Here is a 24,270-nt window from a genome sequence, read left to right on the forward strand (position 1 = left end):
TGCAGCGCATCGGCATACCGAAGCGGCTGCAAGCAGGTCGCTTGCGACCTGCCGTCACCCTGTATCAGCCGCCTAATTGGGGAATTGCCAGGAGGATTGCCGAATGTTTGGATTGAGGGCCTTGTAATTAAACGCTCGTGGATGCTTTCAAATCCTTGAGCAGCCCCTTGGCAATGGTGTTGCGTTGGATTTCGCTGGTGCCGGTGACGATGCGATACATGCGCAGCGCACGGAAAATCCACTCAACCTTGCTCCCCTTCATCAAGCCAGCACCACCGTGTATCTGGACGGCTCGATCAGCAATCTGAAAGGCTCGCTCCGAGGAGTAAAGCTTGCACATCGATGAAGCTTCACGGGTATCTTCCCCGCGATCCAATCGGGCCGCGACGTCGAACATCATACTGCGCGCCGCATGCAGCTCCGTCGCCATGTCGGCCAGCATGTGCTGGATGGCCTGGAAGCTGGCGATTGGAGTGCCAAATTGCTCACGTCTGGACGCATAGGTCACGGCCTCCATCAAGGCCTGCCGGGCAAGACCCAGCATAGTGGGGCAGTGAAGCAAGCGGTTGACGTTGATGCGCGACATGCCCAGCAGGAAGCCACGACCCAGTCCACCGATAATATGACTTGCAGGTATCCGGACATTATCCAGGTGGATATCAGCGTGACTTCGTTGCCCGGATATCGGCATGTAGTCACTGTTCAGTGAGACTCCCGGCATATCGAAATCCACCAGAAAGGCCGTAACCCCCTTGGCGCCAGCATCCGGGTCCGTCACAGCCATTAAAATCGCAAAATCCGAATAGGGAGCGCCGGAGATGTAACGCTTTTGTCCGTTCAGTACGAAGTGGTCACCGTCCTTCACGGCCCTGGTTTCCAGCCGGCTCGCGTCGGACCCGGCATTGGGTTCGGTCAGCGCAAAACAGCAGGTACGCTCGGCGCGGACGACGGGCAAGAAGTGCGAGTGCAGCTGCTCTTCAGTGGCGAATTTAAACAGGTGGCCCACCCTCGGAGGACCGCCGAGTTCCCCCAGTACATGGGATCCGAGTTTCGCGCCGGCGGATACAATGTCCTCCTTAAGGAGGCAATAATCGTAAACGCTCAGTCCCCGGCCGCCGAGTTCCTCCGGCAGCTGGGCTCCGTAAAGCCCCGCTTCACGCGAGGCTTTCCACACTTGCCGCAAGAGCTCGATGGGCACCACGCTTTCGTAGGTAATTCCGTGCTCCTGCTCGAGAGGTTTGAGGTAGCTCTCGATGAACTCTTGCGCTTCACGGCGTACCTGCTCGCCGGTTTCCGATCCTGTAAATATCTCAAACATGGTGACGTCCCCTCATGTTAACCGACCTTCCGGTCCTGCTGCTGCCAGAATTTTTCCCGTACCAGTCGGCGAGCGACCTTGCCGTTGGGGTTTTTGGGCAACTCCTCGGTGAACTGGAAGGTTCTCGGTTTCTTGAAACGGGCCAGACGGGCGGTACAAAATGCCGCGAGCTCGGCTTCCGAAACCGATGCGCCTGGCTTGGGCACGACCAGGGCCGTAATGCTCTCGCCCCATTCCTTGTCCGGCACCCCGACAACGCAGCATTCTGAAATGGCGGGATGGTTGAAGAGAACCGACTCAACCTCGGCCGGATACACATTGAAACCGCCGGAAATGATCATGTCCTTCTTGCGATCGATAATGAAAAAGAAGCCTTCCTCATCAACTGTGGCGACATCGCCGGTGTGGTACCAGCCATCCTTCAGTACTTCCGCAGTCAGGTCCGGTGCACGCCAGTAGCCCTGCATCACGTCGGGACCGCGCACAAGGATTTCGCCCGGCTCGCCGCTGGCCACCGGGTTTCCGTCGTCATCGGCGATCATGACCTCAGATTCTCCGAAGGCGCGGCCACAGGACGCCAACAGTTCCGGCTTGTCTGCCAGGCCGCGGACGTGATCCGATGCCAGAAGAGACGTGATGGTGGACGTTGTCTCACCTGCACCGTACCCCTGTGTGAAAATCGGACCGAATGTCTCGATGGCTTCGCGCAGGCGTGGTGGTGCCATTGGAGCCGCACCATAAGTTATGCGGTTAAGGCTGGACAGATCGTACTTACCTCCCTGATGCGCATCCAGCAGACGGTAGATCATCGTTGGGACGGCAAAAAAGCGGGTAATTTTTTCACGTTCAATTGTGGCAAGCAGAGATTCGATATCGAACTGGTCGATCAGGTAGTGGCATCCGCCATTCAGCAACACCGGCATGATCTGCATACCACTGGCATGAGTGACCGGTCCGACATGGGCCATTTTTTCGGTGACCTTACTCCTTGACTCAGGAATCATGAACGATTTTCGTATCAGCGCCATACGATTTCCGTAGGTCTGCACGGCCGCTTTCAGGCGCCCTGAAGATCCCGAAGTATAATGCAGCACAGCGGGAGCCTCGGGGTCGAGGTCAAAATCAGGAGACGCTGACGCGCCCTTGAAGAGCAGTCCTTCATAGTGGTCTTCGCCCGATTTGCCGATCACCACGATGTGCTCAATCGAAGGCAGGTCACGCTGCCGATCAAGGACTTGCTCGGCGTGTTCCGGGCCGACAATCAGCACCCGTGGATCGGCATCCTCGATGACGTGAATTGCTTCATCCAGAGACAGTCGAGCATTCAAAGGCGCCTTTACCAAACCGGCCTTGTAAAGCGCCACTTCTATCTCCACCAGCTCTGTGCGGTTTAGCGAATACATCGCCACACGATCACCCGGCTCGAGGCCGAGGCCCAGAAGGGCATTTGCCAGGCGGCTGGAGCGCTGGTCCAATTCCGCGTAGGTGATAGAGCCCCTTTTATCGGCAACGGCAGGTGCACCTGACCAATAACGGGCGCTGCGACTGATAAATCGACCGAGATTCATTTTTATCTCCTTTTATTCGGCATATTACAGAGTCGTATTCAAATAATGCCGACATAAACAGACCAATAAAAATATTATTTTTATTGCTCAGGTATTATCAAAAAAAATACCTACCGTGAAACCTAAAACGGAAAAACACGATAAAAATCCGAAGAAATCTTCTTCAGAATCGAGTGAGTAATTTGATGGTGTAATTTCTGTCGACAAGATGATCAAGCTATCAAGAAGACCGGATATTGCGCCCACTCAACGGGGCGCAATATACAAAGAACCTCACAGACAAATCGACCTGTTGTATTCTTCCGATTAACGATTACATGGACAGCTGCGGAGCTCCCAACTTCCGACGTTTCCCCAACCTCCAGGCGATATACAGCGCCATCAGGATAAATCCGCAGGCGATCGGACGCGTGAGCAAAAACCCAATATTGCCATCAGACAGAAGAATAGTCTGACGAATATTCAGCTCAAACATCGGACCCAGCACGAAACCGATAATGAAGGTAACAAAAGAGAAGTTTAGGATTCGCATCAAGAACCCCATTAGCGCAAACCCCACCAGCAACCAGGCACCAAAAAGATTTGACGCAACAATGATTCCCGTGACGCACAATAACACCACGCAAGGAAGCACCAACACCAAGGGCAGTTGAATCAACTTTGAGAAAAGCCTCATGCTGAACAGGCCGATGAAAAGGTTACAGAAGGTCCCGATCATCATGGCCCCGAAAAGCGCGTAAACCAGCCTGGATTGTTCAGCGAATAACTGTGGACCTGGTGAAATACCGTGAATTATGAAGGCGCCAAGAATGAGAGCGGCCGCTACATTTCCTGGAATCCCCAAGGACAATAATGGAATAAAGTTTGCTCCGACAACCGCTGAGTTGGCAGCTTCTGTAGCAGCCACGCCACGAATATCACCTTTGCCGAATGACTCCGGGTCCTGAGCCGCTCGTTTGGCTGAACTGTACCCCAGGAATGCCGCTGCGGTGGACCCGAGCCCTGGGATGGCTCCGATAATGGTACCGATAGCCGATGATCTGAATATTGTCGGTGCCACAGAGCGATAATCCCGCCAGCGAAAGCGATTGGCTTCCCGGCTTCCGAGTTCGGCAGCCTGGGCAGAACCGTTCGCTTCATCCCCGTGGAAAACCATCTGCCGGAATATCTCACCCAGCGCCAGAACCCCAATGCCGACGGCACTGATGGAAAGACCATCCATCAGTTCGGGAATGCCAAATGTAAAGCGACCACCTGCGGTTTCAGGGTCGGTACCCACCAGGCTGAACAGCACGCCCAGAAAGGCCGCAATCAGCCCCTTTACAATGGAGTTCCCGACAAGCCCCCCAACCACGACCAGCGCCACCAAAACCACTGCCGCCATCTCGGCAGGCCCCATCTGGAGCGCTAGAATCGACAGCGGTGCCGCGACCAGGAAAAGCACCATGTCGCTGATGGCATCACCCGTCACCGAGGAAAAATGAGCGGTTCTCAACGCTTTAAGCGCCTGGCCCTTTTTTGCCATCGGGTAACCATCGAATGCGGTTGCCGTCGCCTCCGGTGACCCCGGTGTATTCATGAGGATGGATGAGACAGCCCCACCGAGTGTCCCTCCCTTGTTGATACCCACCAGGAACCCGATCGCAGTAACGGGGTTCAAATAGAAGGTAAACGGAACAGCAATGGTGACAGCGGTCAGCGCTCCAACCCCGGGGGCTGCCGCAAACACCTGTCCTATCAGCACTCCCGCCGCAATATAGAGGAAATTTGTTAACGTCAGCGCGTCAGATAAACCTAATAGAATGTCGTTTAACATAGCGATTTAACCCGGCAAAGGAGTCTCGAGAAGTTTTTCAAAAAGCAGCCATAGAAACAGAGGCCAGCCAACAGCCGTGGGAATGATCCAGGATAGACGTTTTTCTCCTAATGCAATCATGAATGCTGCAACCAGAAACATCCCACCGGGGAGATAACCCCAGATATTCATTACCAGAAGACCCAACGCCAACAGGCCCGCCAAGAGTACAAGGCGACCTGAAACTTTGATTGTCAGTAGCGAACGGACCTCCCCCTCTTCTTTCCCAAACACCCTGAAAAACACCAGGAAAGCGCCCAGAGCTGTAATTGCTACGGAACAGATGTAAGGAAAGAATCTAGGCGACAAGCCGAAACCAAATCCACTATCCACATGAAACGGGATTACATATAAGGTAACGAAAAGACCTGCAATTACAATAACCACACCAGCCCAGAAGTCGACTTTATCTTCTGTCATGGTTTTTCAACTCCAACAAGACAAGGAATGACGATATCACTTACGGTATGCTTCTCGATAATAATCCGAGTTATTGAGGACGAAGCTTTTCAGTGCTTCAGGTTCAAGCACCACGTTGGGAAACGCCATACGATCTTCTGCAAGCTCGGCTACGGCCGGGGAAGCACTGGCCTTTCGCAGAGCATCAGTCAACTTATTTAAAATAGCTTCAGGTATGCCCTTTGGGGCTGAAAACATGAAATAAGTTGTATAAGACTTGTCATAACCCAGCTCGCGCACGGTCGGCTTTTCCGGCGAGGTGCTCAACCGCTCATCATTCAGCGCAGCGAGAACCTGCAACTTCCCATCTGATAAATAGGCCTGGTGAACACCTGCACTCCATGCAATATCGACATGCCCTCCAATCAGGCTATTCATTATTTCCAACCCACCCCGCATTGGAACGATGCGGATTTTGACACCTTCTTTTTCAGCCACCAGATTTATAAATCTGCGAGTAATAGGCGAGATAGAAGCGAAAGTCAAACCACTACTTCTACCGTATTCAATCATTTCATCCCAAGAGTTAAATGGTGCATCGCCACTGGCCACTATGGCATTTTGCAGTTGTGTGACGGTCGTGAGGTAATCGAAGTCATCAGCCTTGTATTCAAGCTCTGCAAACCAAGGCATGCTATCGAAGGAGGAGTTGGAAGCCAGGCCGAACGTATATCCGTCAGGCTCTGAGTTTTTCAGCTTTGTGGCCATTACAACTCCCCCCCCGCCTGCTACATTCTTTACAACCACCGGTTGCCCTATTTCCTTTTCCAGCTCACGCGCCACCAACCGGGAGAGCGTGTCGGCTCCCCCGCCGGCACCAAAGCCTACCAGCAGGGTAAGGGGTTTGGCCGGCCACGCCTCTGCGAAGGACAAACCGGAAAAGGAAAGAAGAAGTGAAACGGAGAAAGCTCCGGCGAGGATGCGTGCGGAGATTCCGCTCAGGGTGAGGAATAGCATAACGAGGCACCTTGTTGTCGTATTATTGTTAGTTTCAGAACCACCTTATCTGGCTCCGAATACAAAATAAAAAACTATTTCATGATCACTCGTATCATTTATTATGATACCTATAATCAACACACTCATCAGACCATGGGGCCTGGCCCGCATATTTAATCAAGACGAACTTTTCCCACAATAAGTCATTTATATTCAATCACTTATGTTAGACTTCCGCCAACATAAGCAGCGCTACAGATTGTCCTGCTCGGGTGCTCGCACCCCGTTCAAGGGAAACCCACGGTCAATAAAAGCCGCAATATTCGCCTTCAGGCTTAGCGCGGTGTCCCGCGCCGCCAAGGGGATATTGCTCACCTTGATGCCGCGGGCCCTCGCTGCCTCGAGATCGACATGAGCGGTTTCGCTACCGGCGATGGCTATGAGCTCGAGTGACGATGGCAGCCTGCTGATTAGGTTCTCATCGACCAGGTCTTCTGCGGTACAGGCATAAACACGTGTACCATTGGTGACTTCCCGGCACGCAACAGTCAGGTGTCCCAACATCGCCAGAGGGCCGGCAAACTCAGGTGGCAAAGTAGGGCTTAATGCAATATGGGTTTGCTGATGCATTATTTTGTCTCCGATATTCCGCTATGGCTTTTAGGCAGTTGATCGGCCACACCAGCACAAAAGACGCGCGGGTGGATTAACAGAAGAAGAGAAGCAGAAAGATTGCCGGGATTCGAGCGGATCACTCATTGCGGTAAATGGGTTGCACGATCCGAGGGCCATTTAGGCTATTATCTTTGCTTTGAAAGCCACCTTACCTGTACAACAAAACAAAATAAAATTTTAATTCGCAGTACCTGCAATCATATTTCTTGATATCACCGATCTGTCACGATCAGTTCTCCTTCCCAGTCGCCCAGGCGAATGGCATTCTGCATGATTTCCATAAGGACATCACGTACACAGGCGGCGGGGCGAGATAGCGAGCGGCTGCGGGGCCAGGCCAGGGAAATCGTGCGAGTCACTTCCGGACTGACGATCCTGCGGACGAAATAGTCACGGGACATGCTCTGCCGCCCGCCGGCCCTGACCAAATTGGAAATGGTACATGCCATGCCATAATCAACCAGGCCGCTCAGCGTGCGCGGCGAATTCTGACTCATGCGCAGGTTGAGTGAAGCGCCAATGGCGAGCACCTGCTCGTCCAGGACACGTCGCATGCTCAACTGCCTGTCTCCCAGAACCAAAGGTGCCTTGACTGCGTCAGAGAGGGTCACCGGTTCCTTCGAGTCTTCCGGACGCCCCCGGAGACCGATAAGGCAGAAGTGCTCCTGAAGCACGGGAATGGCGTCAGCATTTTCAAGCTCGGCCGCGTTGGGAACCACGCCAATCTCCGCTTTCCCGGTATCTATGACACTACCGGTTTCCGAGCTCACGCCCTCGACAACCTGAATGCTAATGCGGGGAAACGACTCCTCGACCGCACAAATCAATCGTGGTGCTAGGTAATGCGCCATGGTGAACGGCAACGCCACAACCACCTCGCCGACCGGCTCATCGCACAGCGATGCTTTGATGTCGTTTCTGGCAATCTCCGCATTTTTGAGAATCAGCAACGCGTGGCTTAGCAGACGCTTCCCCGTCGGCGTAATTTCCACCCCCCTGCGCGTGCGCTTGAACAGCTCCGCCTCAAATTCACGCTCAAGAGCAATAATGTGTTGGCTCAGTGCCGGCTGAACGATGTTAAGCTTTGCCGCAGCAGCGGAAAAACTACCCTCTTCCCAAACGGCCACCAGTGACCGAAGATGCTTGAAGTTCATTACGCTCACTCATCTTGAAACAGCTCTGCTACGTCACTGCCCAATGATACGGGTCGGTTCCGGCAAAACCGCAGCTTATAGCGATATTGAATCGTCCCGCTAACCATCCAGCTTATGAAAACCGGGGCTCCCCTAAAATGACGAGCCGGCAATCCATCGGAGTCTGGAGCGGGCACTGCGCACTGTTCGCTACAGTGCGACGGCCTGGATTTCCCGCGCCAGGTGAATTAGCTGGTGGCACAGCTGATCTTCGATCATTTGCTGCGATACCAGGTAGGAGGGCCCCCCGCAGCCCAGCGCCATCAGCGTACCGTCCTGCAGCTGCAGCGGTACGGCGACCGCATTGACGCTGCGATCCCAGTCGCCGATCGAAACACAGTAGCCCTTTTCCGTGTAATCCTTCAGAGCCTGATCGATACCCTTTCGGATAACCGGCCATTCGTCACCGGCCCTCTCCTCGAGGAATTGCAACAGAAAGTCACGGTCATTCTCCGGCAAGGCAGCCAGATAGGCACGTCCAGAAGCAGAGGTCGCTAATGGCACACGGCTGCCGACATCCAGGCGTAGCGTCGTTGTCTCTTCGTCTCGTACGGTTTCGACACTGATCATGCTGAGCCGGTCACGGCAGTTTAGGGTAATCGCAGTCTTGGTACGTTTGGCCATTAATTCCATCAACGGCTTGGCGACCTGGCGTACCCGGAGATTGGAAAGGAAGGAATATCCCAGCGCTAGGACGCCGACATCCAGCTGGTATTTTTCCAGTTGCGGTGAATAGCTCAGGTAGCCCAGCTTGGTGAGCGTATACGTCAGACGGGATACCGTGGGCTTTGGCAGCCCGGTTCGACTGGCAATCTCCTGGTTTCCAAGCAGGCCCGATCCGGGCCCGAAAGCACGTAAAACGTCGAGGCCTCTGGCCAGGGCCTCGATGAATTTGCGATCGTCGCTGTCTTTCTCTCGCGGGAAGTCTAGGATCGGCTGCATGAGAACCTTTTCTGCGGTTAGCTTTTCCGAAAACGGTAGTATACAACCTTTATTAAACGTAATATCCGCCAACTTGTTCCGCATTTCGAAAGTTGTGCATCGCAACGCCCGCCAGAAACGGTCAGAACGAGATTGGCTGTGCCTGGCTGCTGCGAGCGATACACGTTAGGGAAAGCGCATTTTGTTCTCCGCCGGCAGTCGCACGGCAAGCGACTGACCGATAGCCAGCGCGGTGGTATGAGCGTCCTCTTCGACCACAAGGTGCAAGATTCCGAACTCCTGCGCGTCGTCCGCGCAGATCGAACGCCCCACCAACCCGGCGTCAATTGGCCTGCACAAGCACTTCGCCATACGCGTCACCGCAGCTCTGGCCCAAGGAAGGACGATCTGGGTATTGCGATTGGCGATTCGATACTGACACGCCAGCGCGATGTCCAGGCCAATACCGGAGGCTTTGCCTTGAACCGCGCATATCAGGGGCTTGTCGCAGCGTTCGAAAGCAGTGACGACCGACTGCAGTGATGAGAACTGCGTCAGCGTATCCAACTCTGGCCCGTTCGACTCTGAAATGAAGGTATCTCCTTCACAAAGCAGCACGACGGCGCCTATTTCGCTGGTCTGGCCGGCCAGTTCTATCGCTTCAAGCAGTCCCGCCCGGACAGGCTGGGACAGCATGTTGCCCTGAGGATTGTCAACACGGATAACGCCAATGTTTCCGCTAAGTTCCAGACTGACAAGTGCTCTCATTATCCTGCGTTTCCTCATCCCCCATGTCGTGACCGGGAATCGATGGCAATGCAGTCAGTCACGAGGACGGGACTTCAGCGACATGACAGGCATCTGCATAAGAAAAATCGACATTTCTTTAAAAAGCCGTTTTCCCGCTGAAAGCCGGAAAACGGCAAGGACAATAAAGGGTGGATAAGTAGAATCAACTATAGCCTTAGAAGCCAATTCTCACGCCAGCATATGCGATGTTTATATCATCGTAATCGCGCCCGTCTCTATCAAGAGATTGCACTGTGTAGGCACCATAAAGTTGCAGCCACTTGGCAGCGCCATAAAGGTAACCGACGCCTGCGTAGGTTGCATCATCACCTTCCTTACCTTGATCAGAACCCTGTCCGTAAATCGCAGCAACTGCGTGCCTGCCTTTCTTGTAGCCAATTTTTACCGATCGATAATCTGCATCAGGATTTGATTCGTCATCATCGACCTTTCGCGTTGCCGTTAAAGATACGTTAAATCCATTGCTTGACAACCAGGATACAGAGCCACCATAAGTCTCTTCCTTGTCTGCAACACCATCTTTCATTTCGGCGGAATAACCTAGCCCAGCGCTTAACCGGCTACCACCTTCGAACTTGTGCTTGATCTTGGACCCAATCTCGTATACGTCATTGTCGTCTTTAATACCTGTACTGGCCGAAATGACTGCTCCGCCAATTTCTGGTGTGTCATATCTGATCAGATCGTACCGGCTTTCAAAATCCTGGTGGTTCAAAACTAAAGCGACTGGTGGCCCATACATTCCATCATCTTGAAACTGCAATCGAGCACCGATACCTACTGGACTCTGCAACAGAGCGAGCGTAGTGCCCGAGAGATCAGACTCTGCATTTCCATTGTTCGCGCCATCCGTCCGACCTAAAGTTAATTTACCGAAATCACCACCAATATGTAGATTGATTTGGCGTGCTTTAAATTCTGCATCAATGGTGCGAGCTTCCATTGTGACCATGTTTGATGGGTTTTGTGCATAGCCTGCTTCCAGGCGAGCACCTATTTCAAACCCTTCTGGGGTATCAACTTTACCGATTACCCCAAGACGAGATGCACTGTTGGAGTTGTCCGAAATAAACTGTTCGCTCTTTTCCCCATCATCGGCAAACATCAGAATCTGATTTATTTGACCGTAAAGCCGATATTCAAATGACTCTGGCACATCAATGGCGTAGGCATTCGAACAGAAACTAAATCCTACTACAGGCAATGTCAACAGTAAGTTTTTTTTATTTTCTTTTAACATTTTTCTATCCATCCATCAATTTAAAAAAATATTTTTAAAAACAAATCATGCACCAAACTTGAAATTTAATTAGAGATACAAAGTCCCAACCAAAGAGAACCTTGATTATTAAGGCGCAATACAAAAAATCACCTTTATATAAACGCCAAGCATTCGGTCAAACTCTCTAAGGAAGAGTTCTTAAAGGAATTACCACTGTGTGGGATAGGCTTTAGAACCTCGGTATTCAGCCCCCCTTACCTGGGCCAGGATGTAATTTTCAGTCAGCGCCCCCATCGACATGAGTGTGTTACTCGGAGTCCTTGAATTCAGGACAATCGACGGCGATTACCGAGTAACCGCCGCGCGACTGCCGCATTACCGGTCGGCGAGGCGTCAGACTGTTACCTCGCCAAACAGTTGAGCCTCAAGCCGCCTGGGCTTTGAAGACCAAGCGCTGCAGGTGCTCGTCCTGGGAACCGAACAGCGTATTGATCATGGTCAGACGCTTGAAGAAGTGACCGACATCCAGCTCATCGGTAACCCCCATGCCGCCGTGCAACTGCACCGCCTGCTGGCCTACCAGACGCCCGGCACTACCGATCTTGACCTTGAGCAGTGCTGCCGCGCGCGCGGCTTCCTCGCCGCCGGCCGCTGCGGTAATCGCGCCGAAATACAGCATCGAGCGGGCCTGCTGGCACTCGATGAACATCTCAGCCATGCGATGCTGCAGCACCTGGAAGTTACCGATCGGCTGATCGAACTGCTTGCGCACCTTGCAGTACTCAACGGTGGCTTCGAGCAGCCTGTCCATGATGCCGACGGCTTCAGCGCTGAGCGCCACGATCGCATGATTGAAAGTCGCCTCGAGCGCGGGGAAGGCGTTGTCCTTATCACCCAGCAGGGCACCTGCGGAAACGCGCACCCGGTTCAGACGCACCTCTGCAGCACGCCCACCATCGTTGGTTGGATAATTAAAAAGCTCCACACCGGCCTGATTCGGATCGACCAGGAACAGGGTGATACCGTCCCGGTCCCCCGCCACCCCTCCGGTACGGGCGACAACGATCAACATGTCGGCGCTATGGGCATCCAGCACCACGCACTTGTGCCCATTCAGGAGGTAACCGTCGCCATCGGCTACCGCAGTGGTCGCGACGTCCTCGACACGAGTCTGAGCCTGCGGCTCTGCACTGGCCAGGGCCAGTTTGAGCTCCCCGGCGAGGACCTTCTCGATCAGCTCGCCCTTCTGAGCATCGCTGCCATGACGTTGGATAAGACCGCCACACAGAATCACCGTGGACAGGAAAGGCTCTACCACCAGCCCACGACCGAGTTCGGTCTGCAGCACCACGAGGTCGCTCAGGTCGCCCCCCATACCTCCGAACTCTTCGGCGAACGGAAGTGCCAGCCAGCCCAGCTCGGCGAACAGCTGCCAGTTGCTTTGACTGTAGCCAAGCTCGCTTTCGGTCAGCGCACGACGGGTCTCGAAGTCATAGTCGTTCTTTATGAACTTCGCAGCGCTGTCCTGCAGCATCTGCTGGATGTCGTTCAGTGCAAAATCCATTGTTGTCTCCCTCAGAGCCCCAGCACCGCCTTGGCGATGATGTTCTTTTGAATTTCGTTGGTGCCGCCGTAAATGGTGACCTTGCGGTTGTTGTAGTAGTGCGGTGCGACATCGGGTGCGAAATGTGGCTCGATGCGCACTCCGTCATAGCCGTCCTCGTACTGCCCCGGGACAAACGGGAGCGCGTAGTAGCCCGCCACTTCGAGGTAGAGTTCGTCGATCATCTGCTGCACTTCGGTACCCTTGATCTTGAGGATCGACGATTCGGGTCCCGGGGCCTTGCCGGTCGACACGGCGGAGAGCACGCGCAGTTCGGTGAATTCCAGCGCTTTCAGTTCCACCTCTGCCTGTATTACGCGTGCCATAAACAGGCTGTTCTGGCGCAGGTTACCCATGCCCGCCGGAGGGTTGTCGAGGAGCTTGCGCAACGTGCTCAGGCGATGCTTGGACGGGGCCACGCCCGCTATATTGGTTCGTTCGTGGGTCAACAGGACCTTGGCGTAGGTCCAGCCCTTGCCTTCCTCGCCGATCAGGTTTTCGACCGGGACACGCACGTCCTCGAAGAAGACCTCGTTGACCTCGCGACGACCGTCCAGAGTAATGATCGGCTTGACGGTGACGCCCGGCGTTTTCATGTCGATCAGCAGAAAGGAGATTCCTTCCTGCTTGCGACCGGTATCGCTGGTGCGCACCAGACAGAAAATCCAGTCGGCATAGTGGCCGAGGGTGGTCCAGGTCTTGGTGCCGTTGACGATGTAATGATCGCCGTCCCGTACAGCCTTGGTTTTCAGGCCCGCCAGGTCGGAGCCCGCATTGGGCTCGGAATAACCCTGACACCACCAGACGTTGCTGGCTAGGATGTCCGGCAGAAAACGCTGTTTCTGCTCCTCGCTGCCGAAGGTGTAGATGACCGGCGCCACCATCGACAGGCCGAAGGGAATGATCCTTGGCGCCGCGGCCTCGGCAGCCTCATTGAAGAAGATGTACTTCTGCGCGGAGCTCCAGCCGGTACCGCCGTACTCGACCGGCCAGTTGACCCCGGCCCACCCCTTCGCATGCAGTGCCTTCTGGTAGGCGACCTGGTCATCCCGACTGATACGCAGCCCGTTGTCAATCTTGTACCTTACCTGCTCCGGCAACTCCTCACGGAAAAAGGCGCGCACCTCTTCCCGGAAGGCCAGTTCTTGTTCTGTGAAATCGATATTCATCTCGTTAACCAACCCGTCTTAACCAACGTCAGGGCAAGGTAACACCAACAAAATATCAAATCAACAAGCGAACTGTAATTTCACATAGCGAAACTAATAAATCATATTGCCAGCAAGTACCTCCTGCCGATCTCGCCCAGGGGAACTCACAAAAGACGGATGTAGATCCCACGGAATGCCTCCTCTTCATACCGGCAGCCAACAACCCCAGCTTCCACCGAACGATCAGAAAAGACACTGAAAACAGCATTATTAGGCGATAATCACCCGATAAACCCTGTTCACAACACCAAAAACCGTACCCGCTTCACGACTTTCCAAGTCGAATCGGGTGAACCATCGCCGGTGCTGGCGTCTCTGTCCGGCATCGCAACCATGACGCTTTGGCAAAACCATACACAGAAAGATGATCCGCTGTGCGAAATCATATTTTACATTAACAGTATCGAATTGTAGTATCGGGACCAGTCGTTAGTGGCCGCCTGACAGTTGCTGTCAGAAAGGCCCATCAACCAACAGCCGACTGAGAGATCACCATGAGCGAAACAGTTAAGTACGAAACACAAGACGGGATCGCCCTGATCAGCGTGAACAACCCACCGGTCAATTCGCTGTCGCACCCGGTCCGTTCAGGTCTCGCCGAAGCCTTTAGCGCCGCGGACCGGGACACCGAGGTCGAGGCAATCGTACTCAGATGTGAAGGCCGCACCTTTATAGCCGGCGCTGACATCACCGAATTCGGCAAGCCGATGAAGGCCCCCTCGCTGCCGGACGTCCTGAGTCTCATGGACTCGGTCGGCAAGCCCATCGTCGCGGCCCTGCACGGCACCGCGCTCGGTGGCGGCCTGGAAACGGCGCTCAGTTGCCACTACCGCATCGCCGCACCAGCGGCCCGGGTCGGCCTGCCGGAAGTCAGACTCGGCCTGCTGCCCGGTGCCGGCGGCACCCAGCGTCTGCCGCGCGTAATCGGTGTCGAGAAAGCCCTCGACATGATCGTCTCCGGCCGCCAGGTCAAGGCCGCCGAGGCGCTGGAAATCGGCCTGGTCGACCGCATCGCCGTCACCGACCTGACCGAAGAGGCGATCGCTTTTGCGCGTGAGCTGGCCGACTCCGGCGCCGCGCCAAGACGTTGCAGCGAACAGGCGGTCGACAGCGGTGCACTGGATGCCGGCTTCTTTGACCGCTACCGCCAGGCGACAGCGAAAAGGCAGCGCGGCTTCGAAGCGCCGCAGGCCTGCATCGATGCGGTGGAAAGCGCCACCCGACTCCCCTTCACCGAGGGGCTTGAGGCCGAGCGTGAACTGTTCGTAAAGCTGATCAGCTCGCCGCAGTCGAAAGCACAGCGCCACCTGTTCTTTGCAGACCGCGAAGCCTCGAACGTTGCTGGTCTGCCGAAAGAGACACCGATACGCGAAATCGGTAGCGTCGGCGTCATCGGTGCAGGCACCATGGGGGCTGGCATCGCCATCAATTTCCTCAATGCCGGTATTCCGGTGACGCTGCTGGAGGTGCAGCAGGAGGCACTGGATCGCGGGCTTGCCACCATCCGCAACTACTACCAGGACCGCAGGAAGAAAGGACGTCTGACGGCGGAACAGGCCGACGCCTGCGCCGCGCTGGTCACCGGCACCCTCGACTATGCCGACTTTGCCGGTGTGGATCTGGTGATCGAAGCCGTGTTTGAAAGCATGGAGATCAAACACCAGGTCTTCAAGCGACTGGACGAAGTCTGCAGGCCCGGCGCCATCCTGGCGACCAACACCTCGACTCTGAACGTTGACGAGATCGCCGCGGTTACCGGCCGCCCCGAAGACGTCGTCGGCCTGCACTTCTTCAGCCCTGCGCAGGTGATGCGTCTGCTCGAGGTTGTGCGGGGCGCCAAGACCTGCGACGAGGTGCTCGCCACCTCGATGAAACTTGCCGGCCGTATCGGCAAGGTGGGCGTGGTCGCAGGTGTCTGCGACGGTTTCATCGGTAACCGGATGCTCAAGGGCTACGGTCGCGAAGCCGGCACCCTGCTGCTGGAAGGCGCATCGCCGGTCCAGATCGACAAGGCCGTCCACCAGTTCGGCATGGCGATGGGACCGATAGCGATGAGCGACCTGGCAGGCCTCGACGTCGGTTATCGCATACGTCAGCAGCGGCGCGAGCGCGGCGACAATATACCGGCCTCGGAAGGCGCCGTCGCCGACCGGCTGGTCGAGCTCGGCCGCCTGGGCCAGAAATCCGGCAAGGGCTATTACCGCTACGACGCCGGTTCGCGCGCGCCGATTCCCGATCCGGAAGTCGACGACGTGATCCGTGAAGCCGCCGCAGAGCTGGGCATCGAACGCAGCCAGATCACCGACGACGAGATCGTGCAACGCCTGATCTATCCGCTGGTCAACGAGGCCGCACTGATTCTCGAAGAGGGTATTGCCCAGCGTCCGGGCGACATCGACGTGGTCTGGGTCAACGGCTATGGCTTCCCGGTCTACCGCGGCGGCCCGATGTGCTACGCCGACGAGATCGGGTTACCGGCAGTACTCGACAAGATCCGCGAATTCCAGTCCCGTTACGGCGACATCTGGAAGCCGGCACCGCTACTCGAGCGACTGGTCGCCGAGAACAAATCCTTCGCCGATCTCTGATTCCCTTTTGCCTTCAGGAGCCAATAACAATGAAAGAAGCTGTCATCGTTTCAACCGCCCGTACGCCGATTGGCAAGGCCTACCGCGGCACACTCAACAACACCCATGGCGCCCGGCTGGCCGGGCACGCAATCCGCCACGCAGTCGAGCGCGCCGGCATTGCGCCGGATGAAGTCGAAGACGTGATCCTCGGGTGTGGTCTGCCGGAAGGCGCCACCGGCGGCAATATTGCCCGCCAGGCCGCGCTCGCTGCCGGCCTGCCGGTGAGTGCCAGTGGCGTTACCGTCAACCGCTTTTGCTCCTCCGGTCTGCAGGCGATCTCGATGGCTGCGCAACGGGTACTGGTGGACCAGGTGCCGGTGATGGTCGCCGGCGGCCTCGACTCGATCAGCCTGGTGCAAAACGAGCATGCCAACCGCTTCCGGTATCAGGACGAGGCGCTCAAGGCCGCCTATCCGGGCATCTACTATCCGATGCTGCAGACCGCCGAAATCGTCGCCAGGCGCTATGGTATCGGCCGCGAAGCGATGGACGCATACTCGTTGCAGAGCCAGTTGCGCACCGCCGCCGCCCAGGAAGCGGGCCGCTACGATGCCGAGATCGTCCCCATGGAGGCGACTCAGGCGCTGGTCGACAAGGAGACCAAGCAGATTTCCTACCGTGACGTCCTGATCGACAAGGATGAGTGCAACCGCCCCGAGACCACCCTTGAAGGTCTGGCCAGCCTCAAGCCGGTCGTTGGCGAGGAAGGTGTGATCACCGCCGGCAACGCGAGCCAGCTGTCCGACGGCGCCTCGGCCTGCGTCGTCATGGACAGCAAGCTGGCGGAGCAACGCGGTATCGAGCCGCTCGGCATTTACCGCGGCATGGTCGTCGCCGGCTGCGAACCGGACGAAATGGGTATCGGCCCTGTCTACGCGGTACCCAAGCTGCTCAAGCGCCACGGTCTGTCGATCAACGACGTCGACCTCTGGGAGCTGAATGAAGCCTTCGCGGTCCAGGTGCTCTACTGCCGCGACAAGCTGGAAATCGACAACGACAAGCTGAACGTCAATGGCGGCGCCATCTCCATCGGCCACCCCTACGGCATGAGCGGAGCCCGGATGACCGGCCACGCGCTGATCGAAGGCAAGCGCCGCGGCGCCCGCTACGTCGTCACGACCATGTGCATCGGCGGCGGTATGGGCATGGCAGCCCTGTTCGAAATCGCATGACCCCGGCTCGATAGCTCTCCCTTCTCTTTTGGTTCGCCCACCTTTTGGGGTTGCCTTATGGCAACCCCTCTTTTTTCGGTTCGTCGCACCCAGAAAGGTTTGCGGCATCGAAAGCGTTGAATGGCAGGGCACCGGATCGATCCGGTGCTCAGACGGGAGGCGGTGCTCAGGCTATAGCGCGATCGACTGAATTTCCCGCGCCAGGTGCACCAGCTGATGGCAGAGCTGTTCTTCGACCATCTGTTGCGACACCAGGTAGGAGGGGCCGCCACAGGCCAATGCCATCAGGGTACCGTCGTGCAGATGCAGCGGTACCGCAACGGAATTAATGCTGCGGTCCCAATCCCCCAGCGCAACGCAGTAGCCCTTTTCGGCATAGTCCCTTACGGCCTTTTCGATGCCCTGTCGGACCTGCGGCCAGTCATCCCCGGCCTTTTCCTCGAGAAACCTCATCAGAAAGTTGCGATCGTCTTCCGGCAACGCGGCTAAATAGGCCCTTCCGGGCGCCGTCGTCGCCAGCGGCAGCCGGTTGCCGATCTCCACCCGCAGCATGGTGGCCTCCTCGTCGCGCACGTTTTCGACGTAGATCATGCTGAGCCGGTCCCGGCAGCTAAGGGTAATGGCCGTCTTGGTCCGCTTGGCCATCAGTTCCATCAGCGGCCTGGCGACCTGGCGCACCCGCAGGTTGGCCAGGTAAGCGTAACCCAGCGCCAGCACGCCGACATCGAGTTGATATTTCTCCAGTTGCGGCGAATAGCTCAGGTAACCGAGTTTGGTGAGTGTGTAGGTGAGACGAGAGACCGTGGCCTTGGGCAGCCCGGTACGGTTGGCGATCTCCTGATTACCGAGCAGTCCGGCACCCGGTCCGAATGCCCTGAGAACATCGAGGCCCCGTGCCAGGGCCTCGATGAATTTGCGATCGCTGCTGTCCTTTTCCCGAGGGAAGCTCATGATCTGCTGCATCGAAATCCCATTACGGTCAATTGTTATGAGTCGAGGAGTGTACAACCCATTCACACTCCCCACCATCGGCTGCCGTGATATCGGCCTCGAAACGCTTGCCCTGCACTCACGGGCCAGGTCGCAGTATCAGCGCCCGGCGATCTCCGGCCCCGAATCCGGCGTTACCATCGGTACCCCCAGCCGTGCGCGGCGGGTTAACCAGACACTGGGACGGTAGCGGGGGTCGCCATAACAGGCCTGGAGATTTTCCAGCACCTGCAGGATACGCCTTGCGCCCAGGTCGTCGGCGAATGCCAGCGGACCATGCGGATAGCCCAACCCCAGTGTTACCGCAGCATCGATGTCTTCGGGGGTTGCGATGCGCTGCTGCGCGATTTCGCAGGCGGTATTGATCACCATCGCGACCATCCGCTGGCTGACGAACCCCGCGCTGTCGCGGATCAGGCTCACCGGTGTGCCATCCTCGGCCAACAGCCCCATTGCCAGCTCACAGGTTTCGGCCGTCGTCGTGACGGTCGGCATCAGCGTGCGGCGGCCGTCAAGACCAAACAGCGTATCCACCGCCAGGGTGCGACGCGGATCCAGCCCCTGGACCAGGGCGGCACCGGTCGCGTCCTGTCCCAGAGGGGTCACCAGGCAGATTGCCCGGTCGCTCGGGCGTTCGCCCTCTTCCAGGCGTGCACTGCCATGGCTCAGCGCCCGCAGCAGCTCGGCGCTCCCTTCCGGCACCGCCGGGCTGACCCAGACAGGGACCGGGCGCGCGGGCGGCATCGGCGCCTCCGCGTTGCGCTGCGCTTTGCCGTCCTGATAACGATAAAAACCCTCGCCATTCTTGCGCCCGTACAGACCGGCGCGCACCCGCTGCGCGGCGATTGGGCTCGGACGATAGCGCGGATCCTGGTAAAACTGATCGAAGACCGACTCCATCACCTTGTGAGAGACGTCGAGACCGGTCAGGTCGAACAGCTCGAAAGGGCCCATCCGGAAACCCGCGCTCTCGCGCATGATGCGGTCGACGGTCTCGACATCCGTCACACCCTCACCGATTACGCGCAGCGCCTCGGTGCTGTAGCCGCGGCCGGCGTGATTGACCAGGAAGCCGGGCATATCGGCCGCCAGCACCGGCCGGTGGCCAAAACGATACGCCAGTTCGACCAGTACCTGCACGGTCTCCTCAGAGGTCCGCACACCACGGATTACTTCGACCACTCTCATCAGCGGTACCGGATTGAAAAAATGATATCCCGCGACACGCTGGGGCGCTTCGCAGGCCGAGGCAATCTCGGTGATCGACAGCGAGGAGGTGTTGGATGCCAGGATGCAGTGTGACGGCACGATGCGCTCGAGACGCTGGAACAACCGCTGCTTGATATCGATGTTCTCGACGATGGCCTCAACCACCAGGTCGCAACCGGCAAAAGCGCGGTCGTCGTCAAGCGCCACCGGGATGCAGGCGTCCCGGGCCCACACCAGGCGATTGGCGTCGAGACGCCCCTTCTCGGCCTGCCGTGACAGCATCTTCAGCACGAAGCTGCGGGCTTCGACTGCTGTGTCCTCGACGACATCCGCCAGCATGACACTGACACCGGCGGCCAGCGCCAGCTGTGCGATACCGCGCCCCATGGTACCGGCGCCGATGACGGCCAGCGTCAGGCCCGGTTTGTTGATATCCAGCATCCTCGTCAATCCTCTTTGGCCAGACTTGCCGCCCGGTCGGCACTGGATTGCACTGCGGCTTCTGCGCCCCGAAAGTCGGGACGCCGTCGTTCCCTAATCGCCCGTCGCGCCTCCACAGCCTCGGCGGAGTGCAGCAGCCGGGAAAAGTGCTCGGCCTCGATACGCATCTGCGTCACCACTGTCTCGGCGTCGGGCTGGCGGATCAGTTGTTTGGCCTGCTGCAGCGCCCGGCGCGGCAGGTCCGCCAACCGTCGCGCCTGGTGCAGCGCATGGGGCAACAGCGCGTCGTCGTCGAGACAGGCGTTGATCAGACCGAGGTCCGCGGCATACTCGGCGCCCAGCTTTTCGCCCAGTAAAAGCAGCTCGGCGGCACGCGGCCGCCCCAGCAGCCGCGGCAACAGCAGGCTCGACGCCGCTTCCGGCACCAGGCCGAGATCGACGAAGGGGAAGCGCAGCCAGGCGCCACGGGCGGCGTAGATCAGGTCACAGTGCAGCAGCAGGGTGGCGCCGATGCCGACACCGAGGCCGTTCACCGCCACCACCACCGGCGTACGCGTCGCCGCCAGCACTTCGAGAAAGGCGATCCCCGGCGAGGGTTCCCCCTTCTTGCGCCGCTCGAAATCGCCCAGATCGTTGCCGCTGCAGAAACTGTCGCCGCTGCCACTGAGCAGCACGCAGCGGATGGTGTCGTCCACATCGGCCTGCTGCAGCCAATGGCTCAGCTCCTGATACATCGCCGTCGTCAGGGCGTTCTTCTTCGCCGGCCGGTTGAGCGTCAGCAACAACACCCCGCCGTCGCGGCGTACCAGAATATCCGGTGTCACCTCAGCCATGGACCACCTCCGACAGAACACCCGCAACCGCGAAGCCGTCGGCCGCCAGCGCACCGCAGCCGTCGCGGTATTCGCCGATCAGGCGTGCCGCCAGCGATGCGACGCCGGGCACGTCGCCGATGCCGCCGACCCCCTGCCCCGCTGACCAGATGTGCTTCCAGGCCTTTTTCTTCTCGGTGCCGAAGTCCAACTGATTGCGGCCGGCCAGGTTGTCAGGGTCAAGGCCTGCCCGCACGATGCTCTGACGAATGAAGTTGCCGGGCACACCGGACACCTCCGTCGTATAGAGAATATCGGCCGCCTCGGCATCGACGATCATCTGCTGCAGGTCGCCGTCCGCCTGGCTCTCGGCGGTATTGATAAAGCGCGTACCCATGTAGGCGAGGTCCGCACCGAGCAGCCGGGCCGCCGCGATCTGGCGGCCGTCGTTGATGCAGCCGGACAGCAGCAGGGTACCATCGAAGAAGCCCCGGATCTCCGACAGCAGCGCGAAGGGATTGAGGGTACCCGCATGGCCGCCGGCACCGTTGCAGACCGCAATCAGGCCATCGACTCCCGCTGCTACTGTCTTGCGGGCATGACGCATATTGGTGACATCGTGGAACACCAGACCGCCGTAGCCGTGCACCCTGTCCACCAGGTCGGAGACCGCGCCGAGGGAGGTGATAACCAGCGGTACCCGGTACCTGACGCACAGCTCGAGGTCCGCCTCCCAACGCGCGTTGGTCTTGTGCACGATCAGATTAACGCCAAAGGGCGCCGGCGTTTTTCCGGCTTCCCGCTCATGTGCTTGCAGGCGCTCCTGAATTTCGATCAGCCATTGCTCGAATGCTTCGCTGCTGCGACAGTTCAGCGCCGGAAAGGTCCCGACCAGTCCCGCCTTGCAGCACTCAACGACCAGGTCCGGCCCCGATATCAGGAACATCGGCGCGACCACGGCGGGCAACCGCAGCCGGCCCTTGAAGGATTCAGGTAAAGCCATCAACTCACTCCCGTTGCTGCGGTGTCAGCCGCCAGGCCATTTGCAGACCGGCCAAATACAAACAACCGGTCCGTAAACCACGGAAAACCGAACACCAAAGAGACCAAAAATGAAACAAAACTTTAAATAAAAAGACAAAAATACTACTATAATTTCGCATAGTAAAACTTCATTTCTATATTTAAATAATCAAAGCTTGTTTTCAACTTGATGCTCGGAACCGCGTTAAAGGCAGCTCTCGAGACCGAGCCGGATCTAGGACAGGAACACGCACATGAATACCAAGCCCGTTTCCCCCGTACAGCCCGAACTGGAAGAGCAGGTCGGTTTCCAGCAGCTGATAGGCGTACGTCTCGTCGAGTGGGAGCCCGATTATGCGGTGCTCGTACTGGACCTCGATCCGAGACACCTCAACCGCAGCGGTGTACCGCACGGTGGGTTGTTGTGCACCTTGCTCGACGCAGTCTGCGGATATTCGGGACTCTACAGCCCGTTGAAAACCTGGAATCGCAAGGCTGTCACCCTATCGCTCAGCACCAACTTTCTGGCCCAGTCGAGGGGAAGTCAGCTGCGGGCAGTTGGGCGGCGCATCAGCGGAGGTCAGCGCATTTTCAATACGACGGGCGAAATTTACGATGAACACGGCGTGCTGATTGCCACAGCCCAGGGTACCCATCGTTATCGTACCGGCAGCTCGCCGGCGGACCGGCCGCTCTAAGCCGCCTCCAACCCAATCAAGCCATGCGCCCGGCAGCCAGCCGCCGGGCCGTCAGTAGACAATTTGGCGCCAACGGCACAGCAGACTCGGATACGGCGGCGCCAGGCTGCAGCGCTACTGATGCGCGACTGCATCTATGTGCCGACAACCTGGGGCATTAACCTGGCCAGGGCAATGACGAATGATAACGTCGCTGGAATTCCGGCCCCGCAGCCGCGACTGCTCGCGACTGCGGGGCAGATGCGTCAGATGCGCTCCAGCAGTATCGCGATCCCCTGCCCCACCCCGATGCACATGGCGCAGAGCGCATAGCGCTCGCCGGTGCGTTGTAGCTGGTAGCTGGCGGTGGTCAGCAGGCGGGCACCGCTCATGCCCAGCGGATGACCCAGCGCGATGGCGCCGCCATAGGGATTTACGCGTGGATCGTCGTCGGCGAGTCCTAGGTCGCGGGTGCACGCCAGCGCCTGGGCGGCGAAGGCCTCGTTCAGCTCGATGATGCCGATTTGATCCAGCGACACGCCGGTGCGCTGCAGCAACTTGCGAGTCGCCGGCGCGGGTCCGAACCCCATGATGCGCGGTTCGACACCGGCAGTCGCCATGCCGACGATCCGCGCCCGCGGCGTCAGTTGGTGGCGCCGGGCCGCCGCGTCGGAGGCGATGATCATGGCGCAGGCACCGTCGTTGACACCCGAGGCGTTGCCCGCCGTCACGGAGCCGCCGGCGCGGAACGGCGCCTTCAGTCCCGCCAGGGTTTCCCGCGTGGTGTCGGCGCGGGGGTGTTCGTCGCGTTCCACCCTCAATGTACCGCGGCGCCCCTGGGGCACCTCTACCGCCACGATCTCGTCGGCGAAGCGTCCCTCGGCCTGCGCCCTAGACGCCTTCTGCTGGCTGCGCAGGGCGAACAGGTCCTGGTCCTCACGCGCAATCCCGAACTGTTCGGCGACGTTCTCCGCGGTTTCCGGCATGGAATCGACGCCGTACTGGCGCTCCAACAGCGGGTTGATGAAGCGCCAGCCGATGGTGGTGTCGTAGAGCCCGTTCGGCGTACGGCTGAAGGCCTGCTCGGCCTTGCCCATCACGAAGGGCGCGCGCGACATCGACTCGACGCCACCGGCGATCAGCAGCTCTGCCTCGCCGGCCTTGATGGCTCGCGCCGCGATGCCGGCAGCATCCATACCGGAACCGCACAGACGGTTGACTGTCGTGGCTGCCACTTCCACCGGCAGGCCAGCCAACAGAAGCGACATGCGCGCGACGTTGCGGTTATCCTCCCCCGCCTGGTTGGCACAACCCAACACGACCTCTTCGATCAGTGCAGGATCGAGCCCGGGATTGCGAGAAAGAAGTGCTCGTAGCGGAACCGCGCCAAGGTCATCGGCACGAACCCCGGAAAGGGCACCGCCATAGCGGCCGATGGGCGTGCGAACCGCATCGCAGACAAACGCATTTTTCATGGTGATATTCCTGCAGGGCTATTGTTGTTGAAGTGGGTATCGCTGGTCCTTCGAGGAGCTGTCCTGG

Annotated in this window: 20 protein-coding genes; 3 read left to right on the plus strand and 17 right to left on the minus strand. The window is 58.0% G+C overall.

The window, feature by feature from the left end:
• Positions 1 to 127: 127 nt before the first annotated feature.
• The 12 genes from IEX85_RS10920 to IEX85_RS10975 form a co-directional block, all read right to left on the minus strand.
• Entirely contained in the window at positions 128 to 1,318 is a 1,191-nt protein-coding gene (locus IEX85_RS10920) for an acyl-CoA dehydrogenase family protein (RefSeq protein WP_188860632.1), read from the minus strand.
• Positions 1,319 to 1,335: 17 nt separating this feature from the next.
• Positions 1,336 to 2,886 (minus strand): AMP-binding protein, encoded by a 1,551-nt coding sequence (locus IEX85_RS10925; protein WP_188860633.1) that lies wholly within the window; start codon positions 2,884 to 2,886, stop codon positions 1,336 to 1,338.
• A gap of 313 nt (positions 2,887 to 3,199) precedes the next feature.
• Positions 3,200 to 4,702: a tripartite tricarboxylate transporter permease gene (locus IEX85_RS10930; protein WP_229721880.1), complete on the minus strand. Its 1,503-nt coding sequence runs from the start codon at positions 4,700 to 4,702 to the stop codon at positions 3,200 to 3,202.
• Positions 4,703 to 4,708: 6 nt separating this feature from the next.
• Positions 4,709 to 5,161, minus strand: coding sequence for a tripartite tricarboxylate transporter TctB family protein (locus IEX85_RS10935; RefSeq protein WP_188860634.1), 453 nt, complete (start codon positions 5,159 to 5,161; stop codon positions 4,709 to 4,711).
• Positions 5,162 to 5,197: 36 nt separating this feature from the next.
• A complete protein-coding gene (locus tag IEX85_RS10940) occupies positions 5,198 to 6,157 on the minus strand; it encodes a tripartite tricarboxylate transporter substrate binding protein (protein WP_188860635.1) in 960 nt (319 codons plus the stop codon).
• Between the two features lie 234 nt (positions 6,158 to 6,391).
• Complete coding sequence (locus tag IEX85_RS10945; protein ID WP_188860636.1) at positions 6,392 to 6,769, minus strand: hypothetical protein; 378 nt, start codon at positions 6,767 to 6,769, stop codon at positions 6,392 to 6,394.
• A gap of 257 nt (positions 6,770 to 7,026) precedes the next feature.
• Positions 7,027 to 7,968 carry a LysR family transcriptional regulator gene (locus tag IEX85_RS10950; protein ID WP_188860637.1) on the minus strand — a complete coding sequence of 314 codons (942 nt, stop codon included), beginning with the start codon at positions 7,966 to 7,968 and terminating at the stop codon, positions 7,027 to 7,029.
• Between the two features lie 189 nt (positions 7,969 to 8,157).
• Positions 8,158 to 9,021, minus strand: a complete 864-nt coding sequence (locus tag IEX85_RS10955) for an IclR family transcriptional regulator (RefSeq protein ID WP_229721881.1) — start codon at positions 9,019 to 9,021, stop codon at positions 8,158 to 8,160.
• Positions 9,022 to 9,114: 93 nt separating this feature from the next.
• Entirely contained in the window at positions 9,115 to 9,696 is a 582-nt protein-coding gene (locus tag IEX85_RS10960) for an enoyl-CoA hydratase/isomerase family protein (RefSeq protein WP_188860638.1), read from the minus strand.
• Positions 9,697 to 9,892: 196 nt separating this feature from the next.
• Positions 9,893 to 10,978, minus strand: coding sequence for a porin (locus tag IEX85_RS10965; protein ID WP_188860639.1), 1,086 nt, complete (start codon positions 10,976 to 10,978; stop codon positions 9,893 to 9,895).
• Positions 10,979 to 11,384: 406 nt separating this feature from the next.
• Complete coding sequence (locus IEX85_RS10970; protein WP_188860640.1) at positions 11,385 to 12,524, minus strand: acyl-CoA dehydrogenase family protein; 1,140 nt, start codon at positions 12,522 to 12,524, stop codon at positions 11,385 to 11,387.
• Between the two features lie 11 nt (positions 12,525 to 12,535).
• On the minus strand, positions 12,536 to 13,732 hold the full coding sequence (locus tag IEX85_RS10975) for an acyl-CoA dehydrogenase family protein (protein WP_188860641.1): 1,197 nt from the start codon (positions 13,730 to 13,732) through the stop codon (positions 12,536 to 12,538).
• Between the two features lie 536 nt (positions 13,733 to 14,268).
• Here IEX85_RS10975 and IEX85_RS10980 point away from each other — a divergent pair.
• On the plus strand, positions 14,269 to 16,362 hold the full coding sequence (locus IEX85_RS10980) for a 3-hydroxyacyl-CoA dehydrogenase NAD-binding domain-containing protein (protein WP_188860642.1): 2,094 nt from the start codon (positions 14,269 to 14,271) through the stop codon (positions 16,360 to 16,362).
• A gap of 29 nt (positions 16,363 to 16,391) precedes the next feature.
• Positions 16,392 to 17,576, plus strand: a complete 1,185-nt coding sequence (locus IEX85_RS10985) for an acetyl-CoA C-acyltransferase (protein ID WP_188860643.1) — start codon at positions 16,392 to 16,394, stop codon at positions 17,574 to 17,576.
• 171 nt (positions 17,577 to 17,747) lie between these two features.
• Here IEX85_RS10985 and IEX85_RS10990 read toward each other — a convergent pair whose 3' ends face one another.
• The 4 genes from IEX85_RS10990 to IEX85_RS11005 form a co-directional block, all read right to left on the minus strand.
• Entirely contained in the window at positions 17,748 to 18,539 is a 792-nt protein-coding gene (locus IEX85_RS10990) for an IclR family transcriptional regulator (protein WP_229721882.1), read from the minus strand.
• A gap of 126 nt (positions 18,540 to 18,665) precedes the next feature.
• Entirely contained in the window at positions 18,666 to 20,216 is a 1,551-nt protein-coding gene (locus IEX85_RS10995) for a 3-hydroxyacyl-CoA dehydrogenase (protein WP_188860644.1), read from the minus strand.
• 5 nt (positions 20,217 to 20,221) lie between these two features.
• Positions 20,222 to 21,049: an enoyl-CoA hydratase-related protein gene (locus tag IEX85_RS11000; protein ID WP_229721883.1), complete on the minus strand. Its 828-nt coding sequence runs from the start codon at positions 21,047 to 21,049 to the stop codon at positions 20,222 to 20,224.
• Positions 21,042 to 22,031 (minus strand): NAD(P)H-dependent flavin oxidoreductase, encoded by a 990-nt coding sequence (locus IEX85_RS11005; RefSeq protein WP_188860645.1) that lies wholly within the window; start codon positions 22,029 to 22,031, stop codon positions 21,042 to 21,044. The genes IEX85_RS11000 and IEX85_RS11005 overlap by 8 nt, the downstream gene beginning before the upstream one ends.
• A gap of 274 nt (positions 22,032 to 22,305) precedes the next feature.
• Between IEX85_RS11005 and IEX85_RS11010 the strand changes: the two genes are divergently transcribed.
• Positions 22,306 to 22,749 (plus strand): PaaI family thioesterase, encoded by a 444-nt coding sequence (locus IEX85_RS11010; protein ID WP_188860646.1) that lies wholly within the window; start codon positions 22,306 to 22,308, stop codon positions 22,747 to 22,749.
• Positions 22,750 to 22,994: 245 nt separating this feature from the next.
• Here IEX85_RS11010 and pcaF read toward each other — a convergent pair whose 3' ends face one another.
• Entirely contained in the window at positions 22,995 to 24,203 is a 1,209-nt protein-coding gene (gene pcaF / locus IEX85_RS11015) for a 3-oxoadipyl-CoA thiolase (RefSeq protein WP_188860647.1), read from the minus strand.
• Between the last annotated feature and the right edge of the window lie 67 nt (positions 24,204 to 24,270).

Source organism: Marinobacterium nitratireducens, assembly GCF_014645375.1.
Lineage (GTDB): Bacteria > Pseudomonadota > Gammaproteobacteria > Pseudomonadales > Balneatricaceae > Marinobacterium_A > Marinobacterium_A nitratireducens.